The organism is Amycolatopsis sp. NPDC049868 (assembly GCF_044461365.1).
GTDB lineage: Bacteria > Actinomycetota > Actinomycetes > Mycobacteriales > Pseudonocardiaceae > Amycolatopsis.
Genome location: NZ_JBITKV010000007.1, coordinates 333,947 through 359,654 on the forward strand (window position 1 = coordinate 333,947; position 25,708 = coordinate 359,654).

Genomic DNA, 25,708 nt, shown 5'->3' on the forward strand with positions numbered 1-25,708 from the left:
TCGAATCGAAGGCATGCGGCACAACCGAATTCTCACCGATCCGCGGGCACAAGGAGTGCTCGGAGCCCTCGCGATCGCCCTGTCCGCCCCGCTCGTCGCGCTGTCCGGTGTCAGCTCGACGACGGCGACGTTCTTCCGCTGTCTGTTCGCGTTGCCGATCCTGGTGATCCTGGCACGTTCGCGTGAACGAGGACGGCGTTCGGCCCCGGCCGCGCGACGGCGGCACGTGCTGGCCGGTGTCCTGCTCGGGATCGACATGGTGCTTTGGAGCGAGGCCATCCTCTCCGTCGGCGCGGGGGTCGCCACGGCGTTGGTGAACGTCCAGGTGGTCCTCGTCCCGCTGGCCGGACTGCTGTGGTTCGGCGAACGGCCGCCACGGGCGTTCTGGCTGTCCATCCCGGTGATGCTGGCGGGAACGGCGCTGGCCGGGGGACTGGCGGACGGCGGTGCCGCGGGCAGCGATCCCTGGTACGGCACCGTCATGGCGGTGCTGGCGGGTGTCGCCTACGCCGGGTACCTGATCCTGTTGCGCCGCTCCGGAACCGACGGCGGCGGCCGCACGACGATGCTCGCCACCGCGACCGCGGCCTCGGCGAGTGTGGGTGGCCTTTCGGGCCTGTTCGCCGGGAACCTCGACGTCACGCCGCCCGTTTCGGCGTTGCTGTGGCTGGTCGCGCTGGCCGTGACCGGGCAGGTGCTCGGCTGGCTCCTGATCGGGCGCGCGCTGTCCGCCCTGCCCGCGAGCGGCGGGTCCGCCGTGCTGATGCTGCAACCCGCCGCCGCGATCCTGTTCGGGGCCGCGCTGCTCGGCCAGTGGCCGACACCGCTGCAGCTGGCGGGTTGTGCGCTCGTCGTCGCCGCGGTGGGGGCCGTGTCGTTCCTCGGCGGCCGGTCGTCAGGGGACGACCAGCACCGGCCAGTGCCCGGTCCTGATGAGCTTGGTCGCGACCGACCCCGCGAACCGGTGACCGGCCTGCTGTGAGGCGCCGACCACGACGGTGTCGACCAGACAGCGGTCAGCGGTGTCGCGCAGCGCGGTGTACGGATCGCCGAAGGTCCTCAGGAAACTGACTGGCACTTCCAGCTCTTCGGCCGCCGCGCGGATCTGCTCGCGGATCTCTTCGTAGAGCCGCACCGCCGTGTCGAGTTCCACCGTCGCCGCGACCGCGGGGCCGAGCGCCGGACGGCAGACGAAGGCGACGATCAGCCTGCCGCCCTCGCGCCGGGCCATGCCGAAGGCGAAGGCGGCCGCCCGCATCGCCGTGTCGGAGCCGTCGACGCCGGCCAGGATGGCCCGCCCCGTGTGGTGCCGGGGCGGGCCGAAACGCTCCACAGTGGACTCGAAGGCCCCGTTCATCGCGCGACCGGGACTTCCGACTCCGTCTCCACGTCGAGCGTGGTGCGCAGGGTGAGCGGCTTGAGCAGCAGTGCCGCGATCACGCCCACGACGCCCACCGCCGCGGAGATCAGGAAGATATGCGCGGTCGCGTCGCCGTACACGGTGTGCACGATCGTCTGGACCTCCGGCGGCAGTGCCTTGAGGTTCAGCGCGCTGACGCTGCCCGTCGACGCCTGGCCCGCCGGTACGTGCAACGCGGTGGACAGGTCGGCGGTGACCCGGTTCGCGAGCACCGCGCCCAGCACCGAGACGCCGATGGTGCCGCCGAGCGACCGGAAGAACGTGACCGAGGCGCTGGCCGCGCCCAGATCCCGCAGCGGCACGGTGTTCTGCACGGCGAGCACGAGGTTCTGCATCGTCATGCCGACACCCACGCCGACGACCGCCATCGCGATTCCCACCAGCCACAGCGGTGAGGCGTGGTCGACGGTGCCCAGCCCGAGGAAGCCGATCACCAGGGTGATCGTGCCCGCCACGATGTACGGCTTCATCCGACCGGTGCGGCTGATCAGGCGTCCGGACACGGTCGAGGAGACGAGCACGCCACCCATCAGCGGAATGGTCAGCAGACCGGCTTCGGTGGGGGAGTAGCCGCGGCCGACCTGGAAGTACTGGCCGAGGAACACCGCGCCGCCGAACATCGCCATCCCGACCGCGAGGCTCGCGACGATCGCCAGCGCCGGGGTGCGCTGGGTGATGATGTGCAACGGGACGACGGGTTCGCGGACCTTCCGTTCCACCAGCACGGCGAAGACGAGGAGCACGACACCGCCCGCCACCATGACGGCCGTCTGCCAGGACAGCCAGTCGAAGCCGTTGCCCACGAACGAGACCCAGATCAGCAGGACACTCACGCCCGCGGCGATGAGCCCGGCGCCGAGGTAGTCGACCTGGACGTTCTCCCGCCGCACGGTCTCCAGTTTCAGGGTCCGCTGCAGCACGATGAACGCCGCCACCGCGATCGGCACGCCGACGAAGAAGCACCAGCGCCAGCCGAGCCACGGCACGTCCACGATCAGGCCGCCGAGCAGCGGCCCGCCGACCGTGGCGACCGCCATGACCGCGCCGAGGTAACCGTTGTAGCGGCCGCGTTCACGCGGCGGGATGATCGCCGCGATCACGACCTGAACGAGTGCCTGGAGGCCGCCGACGCCGATGCCCTGGAACGCGCGGGCGGCGATCAGCTGCCCGGTGTTCTGGCTGAACCCGCTGATCGTCGAGCCGATCACGAAGATCACGATCGCGATCTGCACCAGCGTCTTCTTGTTGAACAGGTCGGCGAGTTTGCCCCAGATCGGCGTGGTGGCCGTCGCCGCCAGCAGGGTGGCGGTGACCACCCACGTGTACTGCGTCTGCGTGCCGTTCAGCGAGCCGATGATCAAGGGCAGGGCGGTCGACACGACCGTCGAGCTGATCATCGCCACGAGCAGCGCGAGCAGCAGACCGGACAGCGATTCGAGCACCTGGCGATGCCCCATCGCCCCTGACGGTGCCCCGGCCGTCGTTCCCTCGGTCTTCATGGCGTCCTTTCGAGCGGCGATCTTTCTCACTGTGCAAACTTGCACAGTGAGAACTTTATTCCCGTCGCTACGCTGTCCTGGTGGACACCCTCGACACGCTCCGCACCCGCAAGAAAGCGGCGACGCGGCAATCACTGCACGAGGCCGCGCTCCGGCTGGCGATGGAGCACGGTCTCGACGGCGTGACCGTCGAGGACATCGCCGACGCGGTGGGCGTGTCCCGGCGGACGTTTTCGAACTACTTCGCGAACAAAGAGGACGCGATCCTGCACGCCGACCGCGAGCGCACCGGGCTGCTGGTGTCACTGGTCGAAGGCAGGCCGCCGGGTGAGAAGCCCTGGCAGGCGCTGCGCGCGGCCTCCCGGGAGCTGTACCGGGCGCATCCCGTCCCCGATCGTGAGTGGGTGGCGCAGCTACGGCTGCTGCGACGGCATCCGTCGCTGCTCGCGCGGCAGGCGGGCGATCAGTTCGCCCTCGAACGCGACCTGATCGCGGTGCTGCTCGCCAGGGGACACGGCCTCGACCAGGAATTGGCCAGGCTCACCGCGGCGACCTTCCTCGCCACGCTGCGGACGGGAAACGTGCTGTGGCTGGAAGGTCCCGAGGAGCAGCCGCTCCCCGAGGTCGTCGACCGGTTGCTGGGCCGCGTTCAGCTGCGGTGACCGAGGGCGTACGCGGTCGTCACCACCGTGGTGGCCGCGCGGACGAAGGCGGCGACGGCCGGTGAACGGGAGTCCTGCGGCCACATCACGGCGAGGGTCGTGGGCTCCAGATCGTCGACGGGCAGGTACGTGATGCCGGCCCGGCGGTAGCGATCCGCCACCGAGACCGGCAGAAAGCAGACGATGGCGCCGAGTTCGACCAGTTTGAAGATCTGTGTCAGGTCCGAGACGGGGCCGTGGGGTGCCGCGGTGGCGGGCGGCCCGGCCGAAGGACCCTGCCCGGCGGGTGCGCCGTCGGGGAGGAGGCGGCCTTCGAGATCCGCCAGGGTCAGCCGCGACCTGGCCGCCAGCGGATCGTTCGCGGCGAGCGCCACCAGCCGGGGTTCGGTCAGCAGCGGTTCGAAGTCCAGGCGGCGCGCGTCGAAAGGGGACGGCACGAGCGCCACATCCGCCCGCCCGTCGCGCAGTTGCGACGGTTGTTCGCCCCGGCCGCCGAGGACCAACTCGATCGGCAGGGCGCCTTCTTCGGCCTCGTAGGACTCGATGATCTTCGGCAGCAATCCGGCGTCGTGATCGGCCTTCAACGCCAGGCGCAGCCGGGGGTCGGGGCGGCCCGCCTGCCGTGCCCGCCGTTCCGCCGCGGTGACCGCTTCGAGCGCGGTCCTCGCGTCCCGCAGGAAGATCTCGCCCGCATTCGTCAGCGTGACCTGGCGGGTGGTGCGTTCGAGCAGCTGGACGTCCAGCCGTCGTTCGAGGTCCCGGATCGCCCTGGACAGCGGCGGCTGCGCCATCGAAAGCCGCTCGGCCGCCCGGCCGAAATGCAGCTCCTCCGCGACCGCGACGAAGTACTTGAGCTGCCGTGTCTCCAGGTCACTCATATCCCCAGGGTATCAATGGCGACCGAGCCGGTCCTTCAGATCGAGGGCTGCCGTGGCTTGACTGGATGACGTAGAAATCCCCTATCACCTCGGAGTCTTCATGATCGTCGTCACCGCGCCGACCGGACAGATCGGCAGCCGGGTGCTCGCCACCCTTCTCGAAAGTGGCGAACCGATCCGCGTGATCGCCCGCGATCCCGCCCGTCTGCCCGACCACGTCCGTGAGCGAGTCGAGGTCGTCAAGGGCTCGCACAGCGACGCCGCCGTCGTCGACGAAGCCTTCGCCGGCGCCGACACCGTTTTCTGGCTGGTCGCCGCGGATCGCCGCGCCGAAAGCCTCGAAGCCGCCTATCTGGACTTCACCCGGCCGGCTTGCGAGGCCATCGAGAAGCACGGCGTGTCACGGGTGGTCGGCATCTCGGCGCTCGGCCGCGGCGTCGCGGAGAACACCGGATACCTGTCGGCCTCGCACGCCATGGACGACCTGATCGCGGGCACGGGCGTGGCCTACCGCGCGCTGACGATGCCCACGTTCATGGACAACCTCCTGTGGCAGGCCGGATCGATCGGCGGAGACGGTGTCTTCTTCGGCCCGCTTTCAGGCGATCTCAAGGCGCCGACCTGCGCCACCCGCGACATCGCCGCGGTCGCGGCGAGGGTGCTGGCAGACCGGTCGTGGCACGGGGTCGCCGACGTTCCGGTGCTGGGCCCGGAAGACCTGTCCCAGAACGATCTCGCGGAGATCATGTCCGACGTCCTCGGGTGGCCTGTCCGCTATCAGCGGGTGTCCATGGACGCCTTCCGCGCCACGCAGCTCGAACACGGCTGGTCCGCGGCGATGGCCCAGGGCATGGTCGACATGATGGCCGCGAAGGAGGCGGGTATCGACAACGCCGAACCGCGGACCTCGGAGGCCACCACGCCGACCAGCTTCCGTCAGTGGTGCGAGGAGGTGCTCAAGCCGGCCTGTTCGGCGCGCTGACGGTGTCCAAGAGCAGTTTCGCGGCCACCGTCGCTCCGTCGGTCCGGATCGTGCCGGCCACGGCCTTCGCCCGTGCGCCGGTTCCGGGGGAGAGGGCCGCCGTGAGCGCGGCGGTCAGGGATTCGACGGTCGGCAGCGGATCCTGGTGTGCCACGCCGATTCCCAGCTCCGCCACCCGCCCGGCCCAGAACGGCTGATCCGCGATCCGGGGGACGACCACCTGGGGCGCGCCCGCCCGGGAGGCTGTCGTCGTGGTGCCCGCGCCACCGTGGTGCACGACGACGGCCACCCGGCGGAAGAGCGCTTGCTGATTGACTTCGCCGACGACGAAACAGTCGTCGGCGTCGTCGATCGACGCCAAGCCCGCCCAGCCGCGGGCGAGCAGGATCCGCCGTCCCAGCGCGCGGGCGGACTCGATGGCCACCCGCGCGACGTCCTTCGGCGCGTACGCGGCCATGCTGCCGAAGCCCACGTACACCGGCGGCTCACCGGAATCGAGGAACTTCTCCAGTTCGGCCGGGAGCGGGCGATCGTCGGGCCGGATCCACGCTCCCGTCGGGACGAGGTCGAGATCCGTCATCCCCTCCGACGGGCACAGAACCGGGTCCGCCGCCAGCCACGGCGAGCCGGTGAAGACGTGATCGCGGACGTTGTCCACCGGCGGCAGCCCGATCGCCGCCCGGTGACTGTCGAGCGCCCCGCCGTACAGGGCGTTGACGCGTTCGGCGTCCTGCCGCCGCAGCACCCGGTTGTCGGTCTCGCCCTCCGGCGACGGCGTGCCCGGCCGCACTCCCGGGGCGAAATGCCGCGACGGCAGCCCGAAGGTGTGGAAACACGCGTACACGTAAGGGACCCCGAGTTTCTCGGCGACGTCCCGCGCGCCGGCGGGCAGCAGGCCGGTCGCGAGGATCGCGTCGCACCCCTCTTCCGCCGCGGCGGAAAGCGTTTCGAACCGGGCGGCCACCAGCGCCGGGGCGAGTTTCAGCGCGTCTTCCCCCGTCGGCGGTTTCGGTCCGGCGACCACCGAGTGCACGGTCGGGCCGAGCGGCGCCGACGGCACACCGGCCTGCGCCAGCAATTTCACGAATTCCTCGTCCGGCGGCGCGCACACCAGCGCCTCCGCACCGAGCTCCCGCAATTCGACCGCGAGCCCCACCAAGGGTTCGACATCCCCGCGTGACCCCCACGACGTCAGCAAAACACGCACTTCGCGACTCCCCGTTTCCACAGCTTCCGGCTTCAGGCGGGCAATTCTGGGGGATGACCGGGGCCTTGCCGCAAGCCCCCATGTCCGCTATAAGTTGAAGGGGGCGGGGGAAATGGTCGTCTCTTCGTCCACTCTGGACGGTTCTTCAGATCGAGCCGGTGCGCAGCGCGAAGGCGACGGCGTGCGTACGGTTGTGCAGGCCGTATCGTGACATCACCCGGTGGAGGACGTTCTTCACCGTGCTCTCCGAATAGGCGAGTTTGGTCGCGATCTCTTCCGTGCCATGGCCGTCGGCCAGCAGACGGAGCACCTCACGTTCCCGGTCGGACAGTCCGGACAACGCGAGACCGTTGGGGACCAGCAGGTCCTCCTGGATCCGTTCGAGCTGGGAGAGCAGGCTGCCCTGCAGCCGCGGCGGCAACGCGCCCGCGCCCTGGCTGACCGCGAGGATCGTCCGCACGAGATGCTCGCCGTCGAGGTCGCGTCGCGGCAGCAGCGCGGCCATACCGCATTCGATGGCCGTCATCAGGACCTGGACCGGGAAGTGGTCGGTGACGATCACGCATCTCGGTGGTGCCGGGAGGGACGACGCGGCGCGAACCTGGCGCAGGAAGGCGAAAACCCCGTCGCCGATCGAGTCGCCGACGGTCACGACGACCTCGGCGGACCCGAGGTCGGTGTCGGGCAGCACGTCCAGTCGCTCGTCGGCGCCGAGAATGCTCGTCGTGCCCAGCCCGGCCAGCAGATCCGGGGCGTGCACGGCGACTCTGACGCGCTCGGTCCTCCTGTTGATCTTCTCCCCGTGAGTCATGATCGAAGTCCCCCCGAAGCGCCCGGCAGCGATGTTAATAGCTCTTACGGTACTTAGAAGCTATAACGTTTCAACGTTGCATGTCAACCGCGGCAACGTCACAGGGCAAGACGCCCGACAGGCGGTAAAGGTTCACTGCGCGGGCGATCGGCCGGTCACCGGGTCGTGAGGTCGTCCAGTTCGTCCGCGATCAACAGATCGGGGTCGAATTTCATTCCGGTGAAATGGCCGGCGAGTTCCAGCGAGAGCACGCCGTGCAGGCGGGTCCAGAAGGCGAGCGCGCGGTGCAGGGTCGCGGACGGGGCCGGATCGTCACCCGCCCAGTCGCGGTGGTCGTCCAGATGCCTGTCGAACGGGGTTTCCTGGCCGTCCACGGTGATCGCGCGGCACGCTTCGAGCAGCACCGCCATGACCTCGCGCGAAATGGCGGTGGTGTCGTCGGGCGCGTGGTAGCCGGGGACGGGCGTGCCGTAGATGAGGAAATAGCGCTGCGGGTCGCTCCGGGCCCAGTCCCGGATGGTGACGGCGAGCCCGGCCAGGTCGGCACCGCCGTCGAACGCCGCCCGGACGGTGTCGGCGAGGCTCCGGTACGCGTCGCGGATGAGCGCGGTGACGAGGTCGTCGCGGCTGGCGAAGTACCGGTACAGGGCGGGACCGCTCATCCCCACCTGTTTGGCGATCGCGTTGAGCGACAGCGCGGGCACCCCGGCGGTGGCGATCTGCTCCCACGCGTGCTGCTTGATCTCCGCGCGCACCTGGTCGCGATAGCGCTCCCGCGGGCTCTGCCCGTCCGCGTTGGTCATCGGCCCTCCCGCTCCGTCGGCCCGAAGCTTAGTTGGCGCTCGAGTCGTCGAGGAATCGAAGGGGTCACTCGGGTAGCAGCGCCAATTCGGCCAAAGCCTGTTCCCGCGATGCGGCGAACGGCGGTCCGGGGGAGAGTTCCACGGCCAGGGCGAGGCACTCCCTGGCCTCCTCGAAGGCACCTGCCTCCCGCCAGGCTCGTCCTTCGCGGATCGCGCTGATCACTTCCAGCCCGCCGAAACCGCCTTCCCACGCGAGCCACCGGCTGGTGCGGTACCGGCTCGCCGCTTCCCGCCATTCGGCGAGATCGCCGAGCACGTCACCGATGGCGCGCAGGGTCAGGGCCTTCAGCAGCCGGTGGAAATCGGGATACGTGTCACCGGCCAGCCGTTCGGCGTCGGACAGCACGGCCCGGTGCACGGCGAGCGCCTCGGTATGCCGTCCGGCGTTGAGCAGCGCGCGCCCGTACATGTTCCGCGCCGTGGTCTGCCCGTCCCAGAACGGCAGTTCGTGCGCCAGGTCGTATCCGCGCTTCGCGAACTCGAACGCTTCGTCGCCCTGCCCGGTCAACCGCAGCACCTGGCCGAGGTAGATGGCTGCCCAGGTCTGCTCGACGTGGTCGCCGATCCGGACGGCGATGTCCAGCGCGCGACGATGCTCCGCCACGGCACCCTTGTCGTCACCGAGACAGATGCTCGCGGCCCAGCCGACGAAGTTGAGCAGCTTCGCCTCGGCCCCGGCGTCGCCGAGCTCGCGCGCCGCGGCCGCGCCGAGCGAGAAGATCTCCCACCACGGCCGCTGGGCACTCCGCCCGTCGGAGTACCAGTGCAGCGCGATGGCGAGGTCGCGGACCTCCTTGTGCCGTCCCAACCGTGCGCCCAGCCGGTGCGCGGCGACCCAGTTCTCGCCTTCGACCTCCAGCCAGCGGCCGCCCTCGTCCCGCGAGCCGAACCGGCCGGTCTCGGATGCCTTGGGATAAAACAACCTGGCCGCTTCGGCCGCCTTGCCGAGCAGGTGGGCGAGCACGATGTCGCGTGCGGCGGGGTCCTCTTCCGCCTCGAACCGTTCCTCGGCGAACAGGCGGATCAGGTCGTGGAACTGGTGCCGTTCCGGTTCCGCCGTGATCTGCAGGAGGCTGGCGTCGACGAGTTCGTCGAGCTGATCGCGGACGTCGGCGGGGGCCGCGCCGGAGACGACGATCGCGAGCTCCAGGCCGAAGTCGGCGCCGGGTACGGTCGCCAGCCGGCGGAACAGCCGCCGTGCCTCGGCCGAGACGGCGCGATAGGACAGGTCGAAGGCCGAGCGCAGTTGCAGATCACCCGCCGCGAGCGCGCGCAGCCGGGTGCCTTCGTCGCGCAGCCGGTCGGCGAGCTGGGCGAGGGACCACTGTGGACGGGTGGCGAGCCGGTTGCCCGCGATCCGGACCGCGAGCGGCAGGTATCCGCACAGTTCGACGAGCTCGCGGGCCGCGGCGGGCTCCGCGCGGACCCGGCCGGCACCGATGATCTTGGCGAGCAGGCCGGTCGCGCCGTCGTCCGACAGCGGTTCGAGCCCCAGCCAACGGGCGCCTTCGAGCCCGGCGAGCGTGCGGCGGCAGGTGATCAGGGTGAGGGAGCCCTGCCCGGCGACGAGCAGCGGGCGGATCTGCGCTTCGTCGGCGGCGTTGTCGAGCAGCAGCAGGACCTTCCGTCCTTCGAGCAGCATCCGCAGCAGCGCCGACCGTTCGGCCTCGGAGGCGGGTACCTGTCCCGGCGCGACGTCCAGCGCGCGCAGCAGCCGGTCGAGCGCGGCCCGGGCGCTCAGCGGTTCCGCGTCCATCCCGCGCAGATCCACCGCGTAGCTCCCGTCCGGGAACTCCGCGCGCCACAGATCCGCCGCGGTCACCGCGAGCGCGGTCTTCCCGACCCCGGCCTGTCCGACGATCGCGACCACGCCACCGCCCTCGGCGACCTTCGCGGAAAGCTGTTCCAGCTCGCTTTCGCGGCCGGACAGATCCGCGGTGGGCGCGGGCAGCGCGCAGGTCGCCGCGACCTGGGCGGCCAGCGCCGGATTGCGGCGCCGTCCCTGTTTGGCGACGGTCAGGAAGAACTCCCGGTCACCGCCGGTCAGGCCGAGCGCGTCGGCCAGCACCTCGGCGGAGCGTCGCTGGGCGGCCCGCGCGCGGCCGCGCTCCAGCTCGCGCAGGGCGCGGACACTGATACCGGAGGCCTCGGCCAGCCGCCCCTGTGTCCATCCCGCGGCCCGCCGGTGTTCGAGCAGGAGCTTGCCGAACACCGACCGCGTCTCGTTCGCCTCCACCGCGGCCCATTCAACCGGCAGGCTTCCGATGACGAAAAGCTGCCCCCTGCTTCCGCTTGTCCCGCCTTCTCCGCGGCCGGTTACCTGGAAGGCATGTCGACGATCATGACGACGCCCGTCCGCCCGGTCGTCCGGACCGGGGAGCGCCGGGAGATCCGGGTCGCCGTGCACGCCGGTGATCCGCTCGTCCTGGCGGGGTTGCGCAGCGCGCTCGGCGACGGCCCCGGCATCACCTTGCGCGACGACCCGGCGAAGGCCGACGTCCTCGTCGCGGTCGCGGGCGACGACCCACGGCGCATCCCGGCCGGGTCCGCCCGGCTGGTGCTGGTGACCGATGACCCCGACCAAGCCGAACTGTGGGCCGCGGTGGAGCGCGGGCTCGCCGTCGTCGTCGCGCGTTCCGAGGCGACGCCGGCGCGGTTGCTGCGGGCGGTCGCCGACGCCCACGCCGGCCGGGGCGATCTGCCCGCCGATCAGCTCGGCAGCCTGCTGCGCGGGATTTCGCGGCTGCACAAGGAAGTCCTCGAACCGCGCGAACTCACGCTCAGCGGTCTGTCGCCCCGCGAGACCGAAGTGCTCCGGTTGCTCGCGGAGGGATTCGACACCGGTGAGATCGCCCGGCGGGTGGCCTACTCCGACCGGACGGTGAAGAACATCCTGCACGGCCTGCTCAGCCGGTTCAATCTGCGGAACCGCACCCATGTCGTGGCGTACGCGCTCCGCGAAGGTCTCATCTGAGCGTTTTCAGATGACCCCTTCCCGGATCGCGTAGGCCACCGCGTGCGACCGGTTTCGCAGCCTCAGCCGGTCGGTGACCGCGTAGATGACGTTCTTCACCGTGCGTTCCGAATAGGCGAGTTCGGCCGCGATCTCCTGGGTGTCGAACCCGTCGGCCATCAGGCGGAGGACGTCGATCTCCCGCGAGGAGAGTGCGGCTCCGGCCGGACCGTTCGGCGCGAGCATCTCCCGGTGGAGCCGCTCGGTGTGGTCGGCCAGCCTGCCGAGGAGATCCCGCGGTGGGCCCACGGTGGCCGACGCGGCGGCGCGGACGCCGTCGGCCACGCGGGAGTCGGTCATCGCCGATCTCGGCAGGATGGCGACCACTTTGCACGCCACGGCCGCGGTGAGGCCGCCCTCTTCGATCCGGTCGGTCACCAGCACGATCGGCTTGCCGAGTTCGGCGGCGACCGCACGCAACGCGGTGATCGCGTCGGCCGAAAGCCGGTCGAAAGCCGCGACGACGACATCGGTTTCGGCCCGTGCCCGGCCTTCGACCACCACCACGGACGCGCGTGTCCCGAGGAGGTCGATCAGACCGGCCTTCGTGATGGGGTCCAGGGCGCAGACGCTCACCCGAACTGCTCGCATGTGTCCGTCTTCCGTCCACTGTGGATCTTCGATTTGTCAAGAGCCGCAAGGGCAAAAAGCGTTGCCCGCATACGCGAGCGGACCTCTTGTACGGTGGGACCGGGTAGCGGCCCGCCTCGGGTGACCCCCACACTCGACGGCGGGTCGCTTCCTTTTCGCGCGGCTCGTGGCGATTCTCGCCCGCCGTGAACGACCCCGGCAACGCGTTCGGCCGTGTCCTGCTTCCCCCGCCAGCCGAGACTGGCCGAAGGGGCAAAAGTGACCCTGACCTGCGCAGACGCCACCTTGGCGCCATTTGGCACCATCTTGTACTTGCGTTGGCGCCATCATGGTGCCATGATGGCGTCATGGACCTGACGCCCTTTGTGGACAACGTTCGCCGGGAACTCGCCGTCGCCGCCGAGGCGGGGGGAGCCGAGGCGAGCGCGCTCGCCGAACGCCTGACCGCGCCGCTCGCGTCGGCCATTCGTCTCGCGCTGCTGGACGCTTTGTCCGCCGCGTCGGACGAGATCACCCGTGACCTCGCGCCGGGTTCGGTCGAGGTCCGGCTGCGTGCCGGGGAGGCCAGCTTCGCCGTCACGCTTCCCGCGGTCGAACAGGCCGCCGCGCCTGCCGCGCCTGCCGCACCCGCCGCGCCGGAGCCGCCACCGGTGCCGGACGAAGAAGGGGCCACGGCCCGGATCAACTTCCGGCTTCCGGAGCATCTCAAGACGCGCGTCGAGGAAGCGGCGGCCGCACAAGGCCGTTCGGTCAACGCGTGGCTCGTGCGAGCCGCGTCCGCGGCGTTGCATCCGGCGGAGCGGGCCGCGCCGCCCGCTCCGGCGAGCGGCCATCGCGGCGTTCAGCGCTACACCGGCTGGGTCAGCTAGCTCTACCGGCACAGACCAGCACAAACACCGATCACACCACCTCTGAGGGGACAACCATGCCTACTTTCGCCACCCCGGAACCCATTCTCGCGGACCTCGACCCGGTCGTCGGCAACGTCCGGATCGTCGCCGGAGACCGCGCCGACACGGTCGTCGAAGTCGCCCCGCTCGACGAGAACAACGACTCCGACATCGACGCCGCGAAGCGCACCATCGTCGAGTTCTCCGGCGGCACCTTGACCGTCCGCGCGCCGAAGATGCGGCTGCTCGACTTCTCCAAGCGGACGCGGTCGATCGACGTGACCATCGAACTGCCCGCCGGCTCCCGGGTGCAGGGGAGCACCGGCCTCGGCGACCTGACCGCGACCGGGCGGATCGGCGGCTGCCGCTACAAATCCGGCACCGGGCACATCCGGCTCGACCGGACCGGTGAGCTGAAACTGCACACCGCGTCCGGGAACATCGTCGTCGAGCATGTCGACGGCAATGCCGACATCAGCACGAGTTCCGGCCACGTGCACATCGGCGCGATCGAGGGCACCGCGGTGGTGAAGAACTCCAACGGGCCCACCAGCGTGGGGACCGTCGCCGACTCGATCCGCCTCCGCTCGGCCAACGGCGACATCACCGTCGACAAGGCCGAAAGCGGCGTCGAAGCCAAGACCGCCAACGGATCCGTCCGCGTGCTCGACGCGGCCAGGGGCACGCTCACCCTCGAAACCTCGCTGGGGGACGTCGAGATCGGCATCCGCGAGGGCAGCGCCGCCTGGCTCGACGTGAACACCGGCTTCGGCCGCGTCGTCAACGACATGACCGCCGCCACCGCACCCGGCGAAACGACCGACAAGGTCGAAGTCCACGCCGGCACCTCCGTCGGCGACATCGTGGTCCACCGTTCCTGAAGGGAATCCCCATGCGAAACCTGGCCATTTCCGCGACCGGACTGCGTAAGTCCTACGGCGACAAGGTCGTCTTGGACGGTATCGACCTGCACGTCCCGGCCGGCACCGTCTTCTCGTTGCTCGGCCCCAACGGCGCGGGCAAGACCACCACGGTCAACATCCTGTCCACTTTGGTCACTCCGGACGCCGGTGCCGCGATCATCGCCGGAGCCGACCTGGCGACCGACCCGGACGGTGTCCGCGCCGCGATCGGCCTCACCGGCCAGTTCTCCGCGGTCGACAATCTGCTCACCGGCGAGGAGAACCTGTTCCTCATGGCGGATCTGCACCACCTTCCGCGCCGCGAGGGCCGCAGGCGCGCCGCCGAACTCCTGGAACGCTTCGAGCTGACCGACGCCGCGAAGAAGACGCCGTCCACCTTCTCGGGTGGCATGCGCCGCAAACTCGACCTGGCGATGACGCTGATCGGCGACCCGAAGGTCATCTTCCTCGACGAACCGACCACCGGCCTCGACCCGCGCAGCCGCCGCACGATGTGGCAGATCATCCGTGACCTCGTCGACGGCGGTGTGACGATCTTCCTCACCACGCAGTACCTGGAGGAGGCGGATCAGCTCGCCGACCGGGTCGCCGTACTCGACGGCGGCCGGATCGTCGCGCTCGGTACGCCCGACGAACTGAAACGGCGCGTGCCCGGCGGGCACATGCAACTGAAGTTCCCCGACGCGGCCTCGTTGCGTGACGCGACCCGCGTGCTTCGAGTGTCCACTTCGGACGAAGAAGCCTTGGCGCTCCGTGTGCCGACCGATGGCACCGTCGCCGCCCTGCGCGCCGTCCTGGACCGGCTCGACGACGAGGCCGTCGCCGTCGACACCCTCACCGTGCACACGCCGGACCTCGACGACGTGTTCCTCAGCCTCACCGGTCACCGGACCGAAGCGACCAAGGAGATGGCCCGATGAGCACCCTGTCCCTCTCGATGCGCGACTCGACGACCATGCTGCGCCGCAACATCCGGCATATGCAACGGTATCCGTCGCTCACCATCATGCTGATCGGGCAGCCGATCGTGTTCCTGCTGCTGTTCGTCTACGTTTTCGGTGGCACACTCGGGAACGGTCTCGGCGGCGGAGGAGGCGGCAGAGCCGAGTACGTCGGCTATGTCACGCCCGCCATCCTGCTCGTCACCGTGTGCAGCGCCGCTCTCGGCACCGCGATCTCGGTGGCGACGGACATGACCGAGGGCATCATCGCGCGATTCCGCACGATGGCGATCAGCAAGGCCTCGGTACTGACCGGGCACGTCGTCGGCGCGCTCATCCAAACGGCATTCGCGCTCGCCGTGGTCTTCGGGGTCACGCTGCTCATCGGGTTCTCCCCGACGGCGGGTGTCGGCGAATGGTTCGCCGTCGTCGGCATGCTGTTGCTGCTGACCATCGCGCTCACGTGGCTTTCGGTGGCGATGGGCCTGGCGGCCAAGAGTGTGGAAACGGCCAGCAACACACCCATGATCTTCATGCTGCTGCCGTTCCTCGGCAGCGGGTTCGTGCCCACCGATTCCATGCCGGCGTGGCTGCGCTGGTTCGCCGACTATCAGCCGTTCACACCGGTCATCGAGACCATTCGCGGGCTGCTGCTCGGTACTCCGATCGGCGGCAGCGGCTGGCTCGCGATCGGCTGGTGCGTCCTGCTCTCGGTTGTCGGGTATCTGTGGTCGAAGTCCTTGTTCGCCAAGGAACGCGACCGCTGACACCGAGGGTTGAACTGGGGGTCGCCCCGGGCCGGGTTCTCCGGTCCGGGGCGCTTGGTTTTGTGGTCGCGCCGCATTTAGTCGACTAACTGCGACACGGTCTCATTGTGTGATCTCCGTGCGGAGTGGCATCACTCTTCAGTGTTGTTCGCGCGGTTTGATTGTCGCTTAAAATTACGAACACGTGTTCGACTGGATTGCGGTATTATGGAGGGGTGTCCGAGACCTTCCTTCCCGAGTTGCCGCAGGAGCTGTGGCGTGCCGGCAAGCTGGAGCTTGCGCATGGCGTGGAGCAGTCGTTGCAGGTGATCAGGGTGGCGACCGCTTGTTTGGGGCGGTTTTTGGCGGAGATCGAGGCTCGGGGTGCCAAAGACTTGTACGGGTATGGCCGTACGGATAAATGGTTCGCCGATATGGCGGGATTATCGGTGAGTGAGGCGCGGGCGGTGGTGAACCGGGCCCTCGCGTTGAACCCGACGCGCGCGTTGGATGGCACGGAGGTTCCGCCTGTTGCTCCCGCGACCGCGGCGGTGGCGGCTCAGGGGTTGGTCGGGGATGAGCGGATCGATCAGATCCTGGAGATTTTGAAGAACCTTCCGGCCGAGGTTTCGGCTGAGGAGCGGGCAGGTGCGGAGCAGATCCTCGCGAACCTTGCCCCGAGCGCCGGTCCGCGGCAGCTCGCCGAGGCCGAGGCGAATCTACTGGGCTTGCTGGATCCGGATGGCAAGGAACCGAAGGAGCCAGAGCCGAAGGAACCGCGCCGCGAGATCACCCTGGAACGACGGAAAGACGGGTTCTGGAAACTGACCGGCCTCCTCGATGACGAAACCGGTGCCCGCACCGCCGCCGCGCTGGAGGCCTATGCCCAGCCGCGCCCAGTCGACGAATTCGGACAAGCCGACCTGCGGATGAAGTGCGAGCGCATGGGCGACGCCTGGGCCGAACTCCTCGATTTGGCGATCGCCTGCCCGGACCAGCCCGGCACCAGCGGCTACCGCACCTTGGTCCACGTCACCATCGGACTCGAGGAGCTGAAGTCCGGTCTTGGGACCGCGTGTCTCGATTTCGTGGGCACGATGACCTCGCGGGAAGCCCGACTGGCGGCCTGCGACTGCCTCATGTTGCCGGTCGTGATGAGCGCCTCGGGTGAACCCCTGGATTTGGGACGCCTGAGACGGTTCGTCACCCCAGGCCAACGCCGGGCGTTGAACATCCGCGACGGGGGTTGCGCGTTTCCCGGCTGTCATCGGAAACCCAAGAACTGCCACGCCCACCACATTCATCACTGGGCGGACGGGGGGCCGACGGATCTCCGGAACCTGGTGTTGCTCTGTAGCTTCCATCACCGGCTGATTCATCACGGTGATTGGGAAGTACGGATGGCGGCCGATGGCTTACCGGAGTTCATTCCACCCCAGTATCGGGATCCGCTCCGACAACCTCGGCGTAACACCCTGCATCACGTCTGAGCCTCGAGGAGCCCGTCGGCGACGGGCGCCTCGTCATGCCCGGCGGTGGAACTGTGTGGATTTTGGGACATCTGACGTCCCAAAATCCACACGGTCCATCGCCAACTGACCGATCACGATCAGTTCGCTCGTCTTAACCCCCCCCAGCGGGCTAGACACTTCCGACCGCAGACGGACGCCATCGCACAAGCTCCGCTCCTAACCTGGTCTCAGGAATTTTCCTTCGACATCAGGGAGTTCGCGTTGCCAAGGAGAACAGTCGTCGTGGTGGCACTGCTCGTCGCCGGTGCGTTGGCGCCGGCTACCCCCGCTGCCGCGGTCCCGTCGATCACCTGGCACGGTTGCGCGACCGGTCCCGGCGACAGCGTGGGCGTGGAGCTGGACAAGGCGGGCGCGCAGTGCGCCGACGTCGCCGTGCCGGTCGACTACAGCCGTCCGCAAGGGCGCCGGATCACCGTCGCGCTGGCACGGATGAAGGCCACCGATCCCGCGCGCCGCCGCGGCGTGGTGCTGCTCAATCCGGGCGGGCCGGGCGGCCCGGCGAGGGAACTGGTCCTGGCGGGGGCGCTCATGCCGGAGATCGCCGCACGGTACGACCTCGTCGGCATGGATCCCCGGTTCGTCGGGCGCAGCTCGCCGCTGCGGTGCGACTGGAAGACCGACACGTTCACGCGCTCGGCCGGGCCCAGCCTGAAGACGTTCGGCGAAAGTGTGGCCCTCGCGAAGGAGCTGGCGCGCGGCTGTGCGGGCAACGATCACGCGTTGTTGCGGGAGGCATCGACCCGCAACACGGCACGGGACATGGACCTCGTGCGTTCGGCGCTCGGCGAGCGGAAGATCTCCTACATCGGCGCCTCCTACGGGACGTACCTCGGCGCGGTGTATCTCCAGATGTTCGGCTCGCGGGCCGACCGGTTCGTGCTCGACTCGGCGGTGGATCCCGAGGCGTACGGGCCCGGGCTGCTCCGCCCGACCGCGCCGTCGCTCGACGCCGCGCTGCGGAACTGGGCACGGACCGCGGTGGGGCAGGGGCTGGGGGAGACCGCGGACCAGGTCCTGGCGACCGCGCGGGACGTCGCGCGTTCGGCCGAGCGGCGGCCGTTCTCGGTCGGAAAGTACACAGTGGACGGTCACACGGTGCCGTATGTGTTCTTCGCGAACCTCTATGACGACAGGCCCGCCTTGCAGGCCGAGTTCACCGCCACCGTGCGGACCCTCCGGTCCGCCGCGGCCAGTCAGCCCGCCACGCCTTCGCCCGCGTTGAGCGCGCTTCTCGACGGCCTGACGACGGGCTCCGGCTCGGCGACCGATCGGGCCGGGACGCCGGTCGTCTGCGCCGATCGCGCCGCCGACCGCGACCCGATGTCCTACTACCGGGACATCGAGGAGCATCGCGCCGCCGAGCCCCTGTTCGGCCCGCTGGCCCGCAACATCACCCCGTGCGCGTTCTGGCCCGTGGCTCCCGCCGAACCCGCCACCCGGATCCGCACCACCGCGCCGGCGCTGCTCCTCGGCTCGACCGGCGACCCGGCGACGCCCTACGCGGGACAGCTCGCCATGCGCCGGGCACTCACCGGATCGAGCCTGGTGACGGTGGAAGGCGCATATCGCCACTCGGTGTTCTTGAAGGGTGACGCGTGTGTCGACACGGCGGTGCGGGACTACCTGCTGAGCGGACGGCTCCCGGCCGACCGGACCTGCCGCTCGTGACGCGACCCGCTGGGCTAACGCGCCCGGACGTGCGCGCGTTCGCCCTGCGGTCCGAACAGGACGAGGGTTTCGACGGCGTGCCCGTCGGCCGAGCCGAGCCAATGCGGTAGCGCGGTGTCGAATTCGGCGGCCTCACCCGGCGGGAGCACCATGTCGCGGTCGCCGACCACCAGCCGTAACCGTCCATTGAGGACATAAACCCACTCGTAGCCGCCGTGGGTCTGCGGCGTGGGCTCCGCCGGTGCGTCCCGGCTCGGGATGAGCATCTTGAACGCCTGCACCCCGCCTGCCCGCTTGGTGAGCGGCAGGAATGTCATGCCATGGCGGTGAATCGGCTGGAGGTGGATCCGCGGATCACCGGTCCGGGGAGCGCCGACGAGGTCGTCGAGCGGCACTCCGTGCACCCGGGCGAGCGGGAGCAGCAGTTCGAGCGTCGGCCGCCGACCGCCGCTTTCCAGGCGTGACAACGTGCTTTCCGAGATCCCGGTCGCCGCCGACAGTTCGGCGAGGGTCAGGCCGCGGTGTTTGCGCAGCGCGCGCAACCGGGGGCCGACCGCGTCGAGCACCTCGTCCGTCTCGTCCATGCCCTCGATCTTGCCAGGTCGGCAAGTTTTCGTGCCAAACCGGCGGTCCCGAGGCGAAGGTGGCGATCATGAGCGCTACGAAATTCTGGGACGAACTCCATGAACGGCGGGCCGGCGGAACGCCGAAGGTGAACGCGAGACTGGCCGAGATCGCGGGCCCGCTGACCCCTGGCACCGCGCTGGACCTCGGCTGCGGTGGCGGGGGAGACGCGCTCTGGCTGGCCGCCCGAGGCTGGCGGGTGACCGCGGCCGATATCTCCGGAGCGGCCGTGCGCTCGCTTCAGGCACGCGGTGAGCCGATCACGGCGCTCCGCGTCGACCTCGCCGAAGATTTCCCCGAGGGCACCTTCGACCTGGTGTCCGCGCAGTACTTCCACACGCCGTTCGAACTGGACCGGGCGCGGGTACTGCGCACCGCCGCGGGCTCGGTGAATCCCGGCGGGCGGCTGGTCGTCGTCGACCACGGCTCCGCCGCGCCGTGGTCTTGGGATCAGGACGCCGAGTTCGCCACTCCCGGCGAAGTGGCGGCCGAACTGGACCTCGACCCGGCGGACTGGTCGATCGAACGCGCGGAGGCCGCCGAACGCCTGGCCACCGGCCCGGGCGGCCGCACCGCGACGGTCGTCGACCACATCCTGATCCTCCGGCGGGCCGGGCGATGAACCGTAAACGCGACAACGGACCGCCGTCGACCGGAGCCGGGGAAAAGGACGTGCTCGCCGGGTTCCTCGACTATCTCCGCGCCGCCGTCCTGGCCAAGGCCGAAGGTGTGCCGGAGGACCGGGCTCGCACGCCCGGCGTGCCGTCCGGCACGAATCTGCTGGGCCTGGTCGGACATCTGACCCAGGTGGAGCGGCATTGGCTGCTCGGCCGCCGCGTCACCGACTGGCAGGCGACGTTCCACCCGGGTCCGGACGACACGACGGCGTCGATTCTGGCCGCCTACCGGGAAACCATCGCCGAGGCGAACGCCGAGATCGCGTCCTGGGACGACCTCGCCGCGGCGGGGCCTCGCCGGGGATCACGGCGCTGGACCCTGACCCACCTGATCGAGGAAACCGCGCGGCACGCGGGACACGCCGACATCCTGCGCGAACTGATCGATGGCGCCACCGGGCGCTGAAACGGAGATCCCCATGTTCCACCGAGCAGCCGCGTTCGTCGCGGCCCTCGTCCTGCTGACGGCCTGCGGTTCACCCCCGGCCGCAGCCACCCCGCCCGACGGGTTCCGGCACGAGTTCGCCGACGTCGACGGGGTGAAGATGCATTACGTCACCGGCGGCAAGGGAGCCCCGCTCGTCCTGCTGCACGGCTGGCCGCAGACCTGGTACGGCTGGCACCGGGTCATGCCCGCGCTGGCCGAACACTTCACGGTGTACGCCCTCGACCTGCCCGGTCTCGGCGACAGCACCGGTTCGCCGCCGAGCTACGACAAGGCGACCCTCGCCCGCTACGTGCACGGACTCGTCGCCGGACGGCTGGGCCTGCGCGACGCCCGGATCGCCGGTCACGACCTCGGCGCCGCCGTCGCCTTCCAGTACGCCGCGCAATTCCCCGGCGACCTCACCAAACTCGCCTACCTCGATCTGCCGCTGCCGGGGCCCGCGCTCGACGCGACGGCCTACCGGAACCTGAGCTGGCACATCGCGTTCCACTCGCAGAAGACGGTTCCCGAAGCCGTCGTCGGCGACGACGTGCGCGAGTACCTGTCCCTGTTCTATCCCCAGGTCGCCTACTCGGGGACGGCCTTCGGTGGTCCCGGCGCGCCGTCACCCTTCGACGACGCGGAGATCGACGAGTACGCGCGCACCTACACCAGGCCGGAGGTCCTGCACGGAGGCTTCGAGCTCTACCGGACGCTCGGGCAGGACGCGACGGCGAACATCGGCGCGAAACCGATCACCACCCCGACCTTGCTGATGACCGCCGAGGGACTCCTCGAACCGCAGAAGGCCACGCTGGCGCCCCGCGTCGCGAACCTGGCCCGCGCGGTCGAAGTGCCGAGGGCCGGGCACTGGCTCGCCGAGGAGAATCCGGCGTTCGTGAGCGCCGAACTGATCGGGTTCCTGAAGTAGCACAACCTGGTTGCCCGGGAATGACGATCTTTGCGATGCTGCCCCCATGTCGACGCTGGAAGTCCTCAACCACCCGTTCCGCGAGCAGTTCGAGGCCTTCCTCGACGAGCACCGTCGTGTCCTCGACCGGTCACTGGAAGGGCTGACCGAGGAACAGGCCCGCCGGTCGCTCGTCCCCTCCCGGACGACCCTGCTCGGTCTGGTGAAGCACGCGACCTTCGTGGAGAAGGTGTGGTTCGTCGAGGGCATCACCTGCCGCCCGCGGACCGAGATCGGCCTCCCCGAGACGCCCGACGAGTCGTTCATCCTCGCCGAGGAGGACACGATCGACTCCGTGCGGCAGGCGTACCGCGAAGCCTGCGAGGTGTCCCGCAAGGCCGCGGCCGCCCTCGATCTGGACGACCTGCTCCACGGGAACCGCCGCGGCCCGCTTCCGCTGCGCTGGGTGTACCTGCACATGCTGCGGGAGCTCGCCCAGCACGGCGGCCACGCGGACATCCTGCGCGAGCAGATCCTGAGCTCATAGGAAACGACGATGCCGGGGAGCGGGTGGCTCCCCGGCATCGCGCGTCGTTCGTCAGGAACGGGTCAGCGTGACCCCGTACTTGTTCGCCGCGTCCACGACGGGCTGGTAGTAGGAGTACGAGCCGGTGGCGTTGGCACCTTCGTTGTAGCCGCAGTCGTGGCCGTCGGCGGGGCCGCCGGAGGTCATGCCCTGCGCGGTGTTGCCCGCGATGTAGGCGCCGCCGCTGTCACCGCCCTCGGTGCAGACGGTCGACTTCGCCAGCCCGGTGGTGGCGACGCTTTCGCCGCTGTAGCGCACGGTCTGGTTGTACGCGGTGATCTTGCCGCAGGTCCAGCCGGTGGTGTTGCCCGCCTTGCACAGCGTGGTGCCGACCGGCGCCTTCGAGCTGCCGGTGATCCGGACCGTGGTGCCCATCCGGGTGTCCACGTAGCCGCGGCCGGTGTCCTCGGTGTCGATGTCCATCAGGCCCATGTCGGTCGACGGGAACTGGGTGGCCACGCCCTTGCCGATGTGGACGCCGTTGCGGTTGAGGATGTCCGGGTTGCCTTCGACGCAGTGCCCGGCGGTGAGCAGCACGTTGTTGCCGCTGCTGGTGGTGCCGGGGAAGCCGAGCGAGCAGTTGGTGCCCGGGTCGAGGTCCATGATCTGGCCGGGGATGACGTCGGCCTGCGTGGTGTTCCCGTTGGCGACACCGGTCTGGACCGACACGCCCGGCATCGCCGTGAGCTTGCGGACGAGGGCGCTGTCGGCACCCGGCTGCACGGTGACGACGACCTGGTCGGCCGCGAGTTCCGGGCCCCACGACTGCACCTGGGCGACGTCCTTGCCGATCACCGTGCCGACCTTGGCGGACAGGGCGTTCAGCGCGTTCTCGCCACGGGCACCGGTACGCGGGGTCAGCCCGGCGGAGCGAAGCTCCTTCGCGGAGCCGGCGTCGGCGTTCACCACGAGGGCACCGGCGTTGTCGAAGTACGCGCCGTCGGTGTGGAGACCACGATTTCTGACGTTGTCCAGCGACGCGATCAGGTTCTTCTCGTGGTCCAGCTTCTGAGCGGCCTGAAGCGGGCTGACCTTGAGCTGGGCGGCGAGCGTCTCGAGCATCGTCTGGTCGTAGGCGGTGACCGGCGCGGCGGTCGCCGGGACGGCGAGCGCGCCGATCCCGGCACAGACACTGAACAAGGTGAGCATGACGGGTCCGCGAATTCGCATGCGAATTTCCTTCGATAAGGAGGGAACGACGAACCGCCGGAATATGTTCGGAAAGCGCAGGGGACCGGGCGGTTCATCTCGACGTGACGCACAGTACGAGCGCCCGCACGGCCCGTCGTAGCGCCGAAAGTAGGATCCGTGATCACGGACCTACTTTCGTATGCGGAAAATGCGAATTGCCTGCGTATTCAATTGCGCGGAAGTGTCATTGTCACAAAAGTGTCAGCGCGCCCGGGTGCCGTCGAGGTAGGTGTCCAGCGCGGCGGCGCCCGAGAGCAGGGCGCGTCCCCTGGCCGCGAGCCGGGTGTGCCAGTCGCGCAGCGTCGACTCGAGCGGAACGACTCCGCCCGCGGAGCGGACCTGGTCGAGCACGGGCGCGATCCGCTCCAGGAGGTAGCCGCCCCGCCTGAGCTGATGGGTCAGCTTCGCGTCGCGCACGTCGGCCGCGTTGTAGACGCGGTAGCCCGTCCTCGGGTCGCGTTCGGGATGGAGAAGGCCCGCCCGTTCCCATTCGCGCAGGGTGGCGGGCCGGACGCCGAGTTTCCTGGACAGCGGGCCGACGAACAGGTCACCCCGCTCCTGCGGCACGGGTTCGAGATCGCGGAGCGCGGCCGCGACGGCCTGGAGGGTGCGGCGGTCGTCGAGCAGCTGCGCGTGGCTTTCGTCGACGAGCCGGAGAGCCTCCTCGACCGCGTCCCGATTGACCGCCCGCATGATCGACGCCGCCCTCGCGTGGCCGTGCCCCGGTACGAGGGCGAGGAACGCGCGCAGGGCTTGCGCGTGTAGTGGCGTATAGGTGCGATAGCCTTGCGGGCCGCGTTCGGCGGCGGGGAGGATGCCGTCCGCCTCGTAATTGCGGACCGCCTGTGCGGACAGGCCGTGCTCGCGCGCGAGGTCGACCGGCCTGAGCCGCTCACGGGTTCGAAGGTTCCGGCCCACCACCCCACGATATTCGGTCTACCGGCCGCGCGAGGAATCCGCCCGCCGCTCGTAACGGGCGCGAGCCAGCCGATAGGCCGTTTCGAGCAGTTCGCGGGTGGCCGTTTCGGTGTTCGACGCCGGGTTCACCACCGCCAGCCAGCCAGCGGTGCCGTACACGGGGTGGGCGATCAGGGTGTCGGCGTCGGAGGGGTCGTGGCCGAGCTGGCGGGCGAACTCCTTCTTACCGGCGTGGATGTTCACGCGGAACGTGTCCGGGCGGTCCAGCCGCGAGGTCTCGTCGCCGGGGTAGTTCTTGGTCACGATCGTCGCGAAGGGCTGGACGTTCGTCGGGACGACGCCGTCGGGGGAGTAGTAGAAGAACGCGTCGCCCCAGCTGAGCTCGGGCCATTCGTCACCCGGCCCCGGGGTGAGGGTCAGGACGCCGTCGAGGCCCGAGACGAGGCCGATGATCTCTTCGATGGTCATGTGCTCAAGCGTGGCATTAAAGTGCTTGTGGAGGGTTTGAGTACGTTGTCGAGGGAGTGAAGGTGCCAAGTCTCAAATCGATGCGTACGGCCGAGGTCGCGCGCCGGGCGGGGTACTCCGTCCAGCAGGTGCGCAACCTCGAACGCGACGGCGTGCTCCCGGCGGCGTCGCGGACGGCTTCGGGCTACCGGAGCTACGGCGAGATCCACCTCCGGTCGGCGCTGGCCTATCGCGCGCTCGCCGCCGCGGTGGGGCCGGTCGAGGCCAAGAAGATCGTCCGCGCCCTGCACCGGGATCCGCTCCCCGAGGTACTCGCGCTCCTCGACGCGGCCCACGCCGGGCTCGACGCCGAACGCGCGGACCTCCGGGACGCCAGGGAAGCCGTCCGGGTGATCTCCGGGGAACCGATCGAAGACGTGCGCGGCTCGGACTCGATGACCGTCTCCGAACTCGCTTCGGCGCTCGGCGTGCGTCCGTCGACCCTGCGGCATTGGGATACCGAACGGCTCGTCGTGCCCGGCCGCGATCAGCGCGGGACGCGGCGGTACACGCCATCCCAGGTGCGGGACGCGCGGATCGTGCATCAGCTGCGGCTGGCGGGTTACCGCGTCGCGCCCCTGCGCGCGCTGATGCCGGAACTGCGGCGATCCCGGCGGCTGGAGGACGTCGCTTCCGCGCTCGCCGCCAGGGACGCCGGGATCACGGCCCGCTCGCGGGCGCTCTTCGACGGCACCGCCGCGCTTTCCCGGCTCTTGAGTGGTGAGGACGGTTAGAACCGTCGTCGCCACTCAAGAGGGCCGGAGTCAAGTGGTGGGCGTCCGTTCCCGCAGAGTCGCGAGTGCCTTGTCGGCGTGGACATCGAACTTCAGCTCGCTCTTGATCACCGCGAGGATCCGGCGGTCGGTGTCGATCACGAAGGTGCGCCGCTTGGCGTGCAGCGGGCTGAACCGGCGCCAGACACCGAACAGTTTGGCGACTTCTCCGTCCACATCGGACAGAAGTGGGTAGTCGAAGCCGTGCCGGGTGGAGAATTCCCGCTGCTTGGTGATCCCGTCCGGGCTGATCCCGACGCGGTGGGCGCCGACCTCGTGGAACTCCGCGGCCAGATCGCGGAAGTGGCAGCTCTCGGCGGTGCAACCGCCGGTCATCGCGGCGGGGTAGAAGAACAGCACGACCGGGCCGGTGGCCAGGAACTCCGCGAGCGTGCGGTTCCGGCCGGTGTCGTCGGGCAGGGTGAAGTCCGGGGCGAGGTCTCCTTGGTCCATGTCCGGTATTCGGAGC

General features: G+C 69.7%; 28 protein-coding genes. 15 read left to right on the top strand and 13 right to left on the bottom strand.

All coding sequences use genetic code 11. The features are described 5' to 3' along the window. The first annotated feature begins 13 nt into the window (after positions 1–13). On the top strand, positions 14–982 hold the full coding sequence (locus ACIBTM_RS28565) for a DMT family transporter (protein WP_395880231.1): 969 nt from the start codon (positions 14–16) through the stop codon (positions 980–982). Here ACIBTM_RS28565 and ACIBTM_RS28570 read toward each other — a convergent pair. Together ACIBTM_RS28570 and ACIBTM_RS28575 are read right to left on the bottom strand one after the other, a co-directional pair. Continuing rightward, on the bottom strand, positions 896–1,357 hold the full coding sequence (locus ACIBTM_RS28570; protein ID WP_395880232.1) for a universal stress protein: 462 nt from the start codon (positions 1,355–1,357) through the stop codon (positions 896–898). The genes ACIBTM_RS28565 and ACIBTM_RS28570 overlap by 87 nt on opposite strands. After that, positions 1,354–2,919, bottom strand: coding sequence for an MDR family MFS transporter (locus ACIBTM_RS28575; RefSeq protein ID WP_395880233.1), 1,566 nt, complete (start codon positions 2,917–2,919; stop codon positions 1,354–1,356). The genes ACIBTM_RS28570 and ACIBTM_RS28575 overlap by 4 nt, the downstream gene beginning before the upstream one ends. A gap of 80 nt (positions 2,920–2,999) precedes the next feature. On the opposite strand from ACIBTM_RS28575, the gene ACIBTM_RS28580 reads away from it, so the two are divergent. Then, positions 3,000–3,581, top strand: coding sequence for a TetR/AcrR family transcriptional regulator (locus tag ACIBTM_RS28580; RefSeq protein ID WP_395880234.1), 582 nt, complete (start codon positions 3,000–3,002; stop codon positions 3,579–3,581). Here ACIBTM_RS28580 and ACIBTM_RS28585 read toward each other — a convergent pair. Continuing rightward, complete coding sequence (locus ACIBTM_RS28585; protein WP_395880235.1) at positions 3,569–4,459, bottom strand: LysR family transcriptional regulator; 891 nt, start codon at positions 4,457–4,459, stop codon at positions 3,569–3,571. The genes ACIBTM_RS28580 and ACIBTM_RS28585 overlap by 13 nt on opposite strands. Before the next feature lie 100 nt (positions 4,460–4,559). On the opposite strand from ACIBTM_RS28585, the gene ACIBTM_RS28590 reads away from it, so the two are divergent. Then, the gene (locus tag ACIBTM_RS28590) at positions 4,560–5,441 is read left to right on the top strand and encodes an NAD(P)H-binding protein (RefSeq protein ID WP_395880236.1); all 882 of its coding nucleotides are present in this window, start codon (positions 4,560–4,562) and stop codon (positions 5,439–5,441) included. Here ACIBTM_RS28590 and ACIBTM_RS28595 read toward each other — a convergent pair. The 4 genes from ACIBTM_RS28595 to ACIBTM_RS28610 all read right to left on the bottom strand — a co-directional run bounded on the left by ACIBTM_RS28595 (position 5,416) and on the right by ACIBTM_RS28610 (position 10,558). Next, positions 5,416–6,648, bottom strand: coding sequence for a glycosyltransferase (locus ACIBTM_RS28595; RefSeq protein ID WP_395880237.1), 1,233 nt, complete (start codon positions 6,646–6,648; stop codon positions 5,416–5,418). The two genes, ACIBTM_RS28590 and ACIBTM_RS28595, sit on opposite strands and share 26 nt — an antisense overlap. Positions 6,649–6,793: 145 nt before the next feature. Next, positions 6,794–7,459: a LuxR C-terminal-related transcriptional regulator gene (locus ACIBTM_RS28600; RefSeq protein WP_395880238.1), complete on the bottom strand. Its 666-nt coding sequence runs from the start codon at positions 7,457–7,459 to the stop codon at positions 6,794–6,796. Positions 7,460–7,614: 155 nt separating this feature from the next. Continuing rightward, a complete protein-coding gene (locus ACIBTM_RS28605) occupies positions 7,615–8,262 on the bottom strand; it encodes a TetR/AcrR family transcriptional regulator (protein ID WP_395880239.1) in 648 nt (215 codons plus the stop codon). Between the two features lie 64 nt (positions 8,263–8,326). Next, positions 8,327–10,558 carry an ATP-binding protein gene (locus ACIBTM_RS28610; RefSeq protein WP_395880240.1) on the bottom strand — a complete coding sequence of 744 codons (2,232 nt, stop codon included), beginning with the start codon at positions 10,556–10,558 and terminating at the stop codon, positions 8,327–8,329. Between the two features lie 93 nt (positions 10,559–10,651). On the opposite strand from ACIBTM_RS28610, the gene ACIBTM_RS28615 reads away from it, so the two are divergent. Then, entirely contained in the window at positions 10,652–11,296 is a 645-nt protein-coding gene (locus ACIBTM_RS28615) for a LuxR C-terminal-related transcriptional regulator (protein ID WP_395880241.1), read from the top strand. A gap of 6 nt (positions 11,297–11,302) precedes the next feature. Here ACIBTM_RS28615 and ACIBTM_RS28620 read toward each other — a convergent pair whose 3' ends face one another. Beyond that, positions 11,303–11,872, bottom strand: coding sequence for a response regulator transcription factor (locus ACIBTM_RS28620; protein ID WP_395880330.1), 570 nt, complete (start codon positions 11,870–11,872; stop codon positions 11,303–11,305). A gap of 401 nt (positions 11,873–12,273) precedes the next feature. Here ACIBTM_RS28620 and ACIBTM_RS28625 point away from each other — a divergent pair, with 401 nt between their 5' ends. The 6 genes from ACIBTM_RS28625 to ACIBTM_RS28650 all read left to right on the top strand — a co-directional run bounded on the left by ACIBTM_RS28625 (position 12,274) and on the right by ACIBTM_RS28650 (position 18,626). Continuing rightward, the gene (locus ACIBTM_RS28625; protein WP_395880242.1) at positions 12,274–12,795 is read left to right on the top strand and encodes a toxin-antitoxin system HicB family antitoxin; all 522 of its coding nucleotides are present in this window, start codon (positions 12,274–12,276) and stop codon (positions 12,793–12,795) included. 56 nt (positions 12,796–12,851) lie between these two features. After that, on the top strand, positions 12,852–13,697 hold the full coding sequence (locus tag ACIBTM_RS28630) for a DUF4097 family beta strand repeat-containing protein (protein WP_395880243.1): 846 nt from the start codon (positions 12,852–12,854) through the stop codon (positions 13,695–13,697). A gap of 11 nt (positions 13,698–13,708) precedes the next feature. Continuing rightward, complete coding sequence (locus ACIBTM_RS28635; protein WP_395880244.1) at positions 13,709–14,659, top strand: ATP-binding cassette domain-containing protein; 951 nt, start codon at positions 13,709–13,711, stop codon at positions 14,657–14,659. Beyond that, positions 14,656–15,447, top strand: coding sequence for an ABC transporter permease (locus ACIBTM_RS28640; RefSeq protein WP_395880245.1), 792 nt, complete (start codon positions 14,656–14,658; stop codon positions 15,445–15,447). The genes ACIBTM_RS28635 and ACIBTM_RS28640 overlap by 4 nt, the downstream gene beginning before the upstream one ends. Before the next feature lie 215 nt (positions 15,448–15,662). Further along, positions 15,663–16,916, top strand: a complete 1,254-nt coding sequence (locus tag ACIBTM_RS28645) for a DUF222 domain-containing protein (protein WP_395880246.1) — start codon at positions 15,663–15,665, stop codon at positions 16,914–16,916. A gap of 243 nt (positions 16,917–17,159) precedes the next feature. Then, positions 17,160–18,626: an alpha/beta hydrolase gene (locus ACIBTM_RS28650; RefSeq protein ID WP_395880247.1), complete on the top strand. Its 1,467-nt coding sequence runs from the start codon at positions 17,160–17,162 to the stop codon at positions 18,624–18,626. Between the two features lie 14 nt (positions 18,627–18,640). Here the strand turns inward: ACIBTM_RS28650 and ACIBTM_RS28655 are convergent, their stop codons facing one another. Beyond that, positions 18,641–19,210 carry a helix-turn-helix domain-containing protein gene (locus tag ACIBTM_RS28655; protein ID WP_395880248.1) on the bottom strand — a complete coding sequence of 190 codons (570 nt, stop codon included), beginning with the start codon at positions 19,208–19,210 and terminating at the stop codon, positions 18,641–18,643. 68 nt (positions 19,211–19,278) lie between these two features. Between ACIBTM_RS28655 and ACIBTM_RS28660 the strand changes: the two genes are divergently transcribed. From ACIBTM_RS28660 to ACIBTM_RS28675, 4 genes are read left to right on the top strand one after another with little or no spacing between them, the layout of a single operon-like run. Beyond that, positions 19,279–19,872 (top strand): class I SAM-dependent methyltransferase, encoded by a 594-nt coding sequence (locus ACIBTM_RS28660; RefSeq protein ID WP_395880249.1) that lies wholly within the window; start codon positions 19,279–19,281, stop codon positions 19,870–19,872. Further along, on the top strand, positions 19,869–20,333 hold the full coding sequence (locus tag ACIBTM_RS28665; protein WP_395880250.1) for a DinB family protein: 465 nt from the start codon (positions 19,869–19,871) through the stop codon (positions 20,331–20,333). The genes ACIBTM_RS28660 and ACIBTM_RS28665 overlap by 4 nt, the downstream gene beginning before the upstream one ends. Before the next feature lie 13 nt (positions 20,334–20,346). After that, a complete protein-coding gene (locus tag ACIBTM_RS28670) occupies positions 20,347–21,285 on the top strand; it encodes an alpha/beta fold hydrolase (protein ID WP_395880251.1) in 939 nt (312 codons plus the stop codon). 46 nt (positions 21,286–21,331) lie between these two features. Further along, on the top strand, positions 21,332–21,811 hold the full coding sequence (locus ACIBTM_RS28675; RefSeq protein ID WP_395880252.1) for a DinB family protein: 480 nt from the start codon (positions 21,332–21,334) through the stop codon (positions 21,809–21,811). A gap of 51 nt (positions 21,812–21,862) precedes the next feature. Here ACIBTM_RS28675 and ACIBTM_RS28680 read toward each other — a convergent pair whose 3' ends face one another. The 3 genes from ACIBTM_RS28680 to ACIBTM_RS28690 form a co-directional block, all read right to left on the bottom strand. Beyond that, positions 21,863–23,020, bottom strand: coding sequence for a S1 family peptidase (locus ACIBTM_RS28680; protein ID WP_395880253.1), 1,158 nt, complete (start codon positions 23,018–23,020; stop codon positions 21,863–21,865). A gap of 222 nt (positions 23,021–23,242) precedes the next feature. Further along, the gene (locus ACIBTM_RS28685; RefSeq protein ID WP_395880254.1) at positions 23,243–23,959 is read right to left on the bottom strand and encodes a TioE family transcriptional regulator; all 717 of its coding nucleotides are present in this window, start codon (positions 23,957–23,959) and stop codon (positions 23,243–23,245) included. An 18-nt stretch (positions 23,960–23,977) separates the two neighbouring features. Then, on the bottom strand, positions 23,978–24,427 hold the full coding sequence (locus ACIBTM_RS28690) for a DUF6194 family protein (RefSeq protein ID WP_395880255.1): 450 nt from the start codon (positions 24,425–24,427) through the stop codon (positions 23,978–23,980). 62 nt (positions 24,428–24,489) lie between these two features. Between ACIBTM_RS28690 and ACIBTM_RS28695 the strand changes: the two genes are divergently transcribed. Continuing rightward, positions 24,490–25,200, top strand: a complete 711-nt coding sequence (locus tag ACIBTM_RS28695) for a MerR family transcriptional regulator (RefSeq protein WP_395880256.1) — start codon at positions 24,490–24,492, stop codon at positions 25,198–25,200. Positions 25,201–25,230: 30 nt separating this feature from the next. On the opposite strand, the gene ACIBTM_RS28700 is transcribed toward ACIBTM_RS28695, so the two are convergent. Next, positions 25,231–25,692: a peroxiredoxin gene (locus ACIBTM_RS28700; protein ID WP_395880257.1), complete on the bottom strand. Its 462-nt coding sequence runs from the start codon at positions 25,690–25,692 to the stop codon at positions 25,231–25,233. Positions 25,693–25,708 lie beyond the last annotated feature (16 nt).

What these genes read in the sequence shown, in the direction of transcription:
- ACIBTM_RS28570 (WP_395880232.1), bottom strand. Translation starts at nt 1,357, where the DNA reads ATGAACGGGGCCTTCGAGTCCACTGTGGAGCGTTTCGGCCCGCCCCGG.
- ACIBTM_RS28680 (WP_395880253.1), bottom strand. Translation starts at nt 23,020, where the DNA reads ATGCGAATTCGCGGACCCGTCATGCTCACCTTGTTCAGTGTCTGTGCC.
- ACIBTM_RS28670 (WP_395880251.1), top strand. Translation starts at nt 20,347, where the DNA reads ATGTTCCACCGAGCAGCCGCGTTCGTCGCGGCCCTCGTCCTGCTGACG.
- ACIBTM_RS28575 (WP_395880233.1), bottom strand. Translation starts at nt 2,919, where the DNA reads ATGAAGACCGAGGGAACGACGGCCGGGGCACCGTCAGGGGCGATGGGG.
- ACIBTM_RS28605 (WP_395880239.1), bottom strand. Translation starts at nt 8,262, where the DNA reads ATGACCAACGCGGACGGGCAGAGCCCGCGGGAGCGCTATCGCGACCAG.
- ACIBTM_RS28585 (WP_395880235.1), bottom strand. Translation starts at nt 4,459, where the DNA reads ATGAGTGACCTGGAGACACGGCAGCTCAAGTACTTCGTCGCGGTCGCG.
- ACIBTM_RS28660 (WP_395880249.1), top strand. Translation starts at nt 19,279, where the DNA reads ATGAGCGCTACGAAATTCTGGGACGAACTCCATGAACGGCGGGCCGGC.
- ACIBTM_RS28630 (WP_395880243.1), top strand. Translation starts at nt 12,852, where the DNA reads ATGCCTACTTTCGCCACCCCGGAACCCATTCTCGCGGACCTCGACCCG.
- ACIBTM_RS28600 (WP_395880238.1), bottom strand. Translation starts at nt 7,459, where the DNA reads ATGACTCACGGGGAGAAGATCAACAGGAGGACCGAGCGCGTCAGAGTC.
- ACIBTM_RS28690 (WP_395880255.1), bottom strand. Translation starts at nt 24,427, where the DNA reads ATGACCATCGAAGAGATCATCGGCCTCGTCTCGGGCCTCGACGGCGTC.
- ACIBTM_RS28675 (WP_395880252.1), top strand. Translation starts at nt 21,332, where the DNA reads ATGTCGACGCTGGAAGTCCTCAACCACCCGTTCCGCGAGCAGTTCGAG.
- ACIBTM_RS28655 (WP_395880248.1), bottom strand. Translation starts at nt 19,210, where the DNA reads ATGGACGAGACGGACGAGGTGCTCGACGCGGTCGGCCCCCGGTTGCGC.
- ACIBTM_RS28625 (WP_395880242.1), top strand. Translation starts at nt 12,274, where the DNA reads ATGGACCTGACGCCCTTTGTGGACAACGTTCGCCGGGAACTCGCCGTC.
- ACIBTM_RS28635 (WP_395880244.1), top strand. Translation starts at nt 13,709, where the DNA reads ATGCGAAACCTGGCCATTTCCGCGACCGGACTGCGTAAGTCCTACGGC.
- ACIBTM_RS28640 (WP_395880245.1), top strand. Translation starts at nt 14,656, where the DNA reads ATGAGCACCCTGTCCCTCTCGATGCGCGACTCGACGACCATGCTGCGC.
- ACIBTM_RS28665 (WP_395880250.1), top strand. Translation starts at nt 19,869, where the DNA reads ATGAACCGTAAACGCGACAACGGACCGCCGTCGACCGGAGCCGGGGAA.
- ACIBTM_RS28590 (WP_395880236.1), top strand. Translation starts at nt 4,560, where the DNA reads ATGATCGTCGTCACCGCGCCGACCGGACAGATCGGCAGCCGGGTGCTC.
- ACIBTM_RS28565 (WP_395880231.1), top strand. Translation starts at nt 14, where the DNA reads ATGCGGCACAACCGAATTCTCACCGATCCGCGGGCACAAGGAGTGCTC.
- ACIBTM_RS28615 (WP_395880241.1), top strand. Translation starts at nt 10,652, where the DNA reads ATGTCGACGATCATGACGACGCCCGTCCGCCCGGTCGTCCGGACCGGG.
- ACIBTM_RS28700 (WP_395880257.1), bottom strand. Translation starts at nt 25,692, where the DNA reads ATGGACCAAGGAGACCTCGCCCCGGACTTCACCCTGCCCGACGACACC.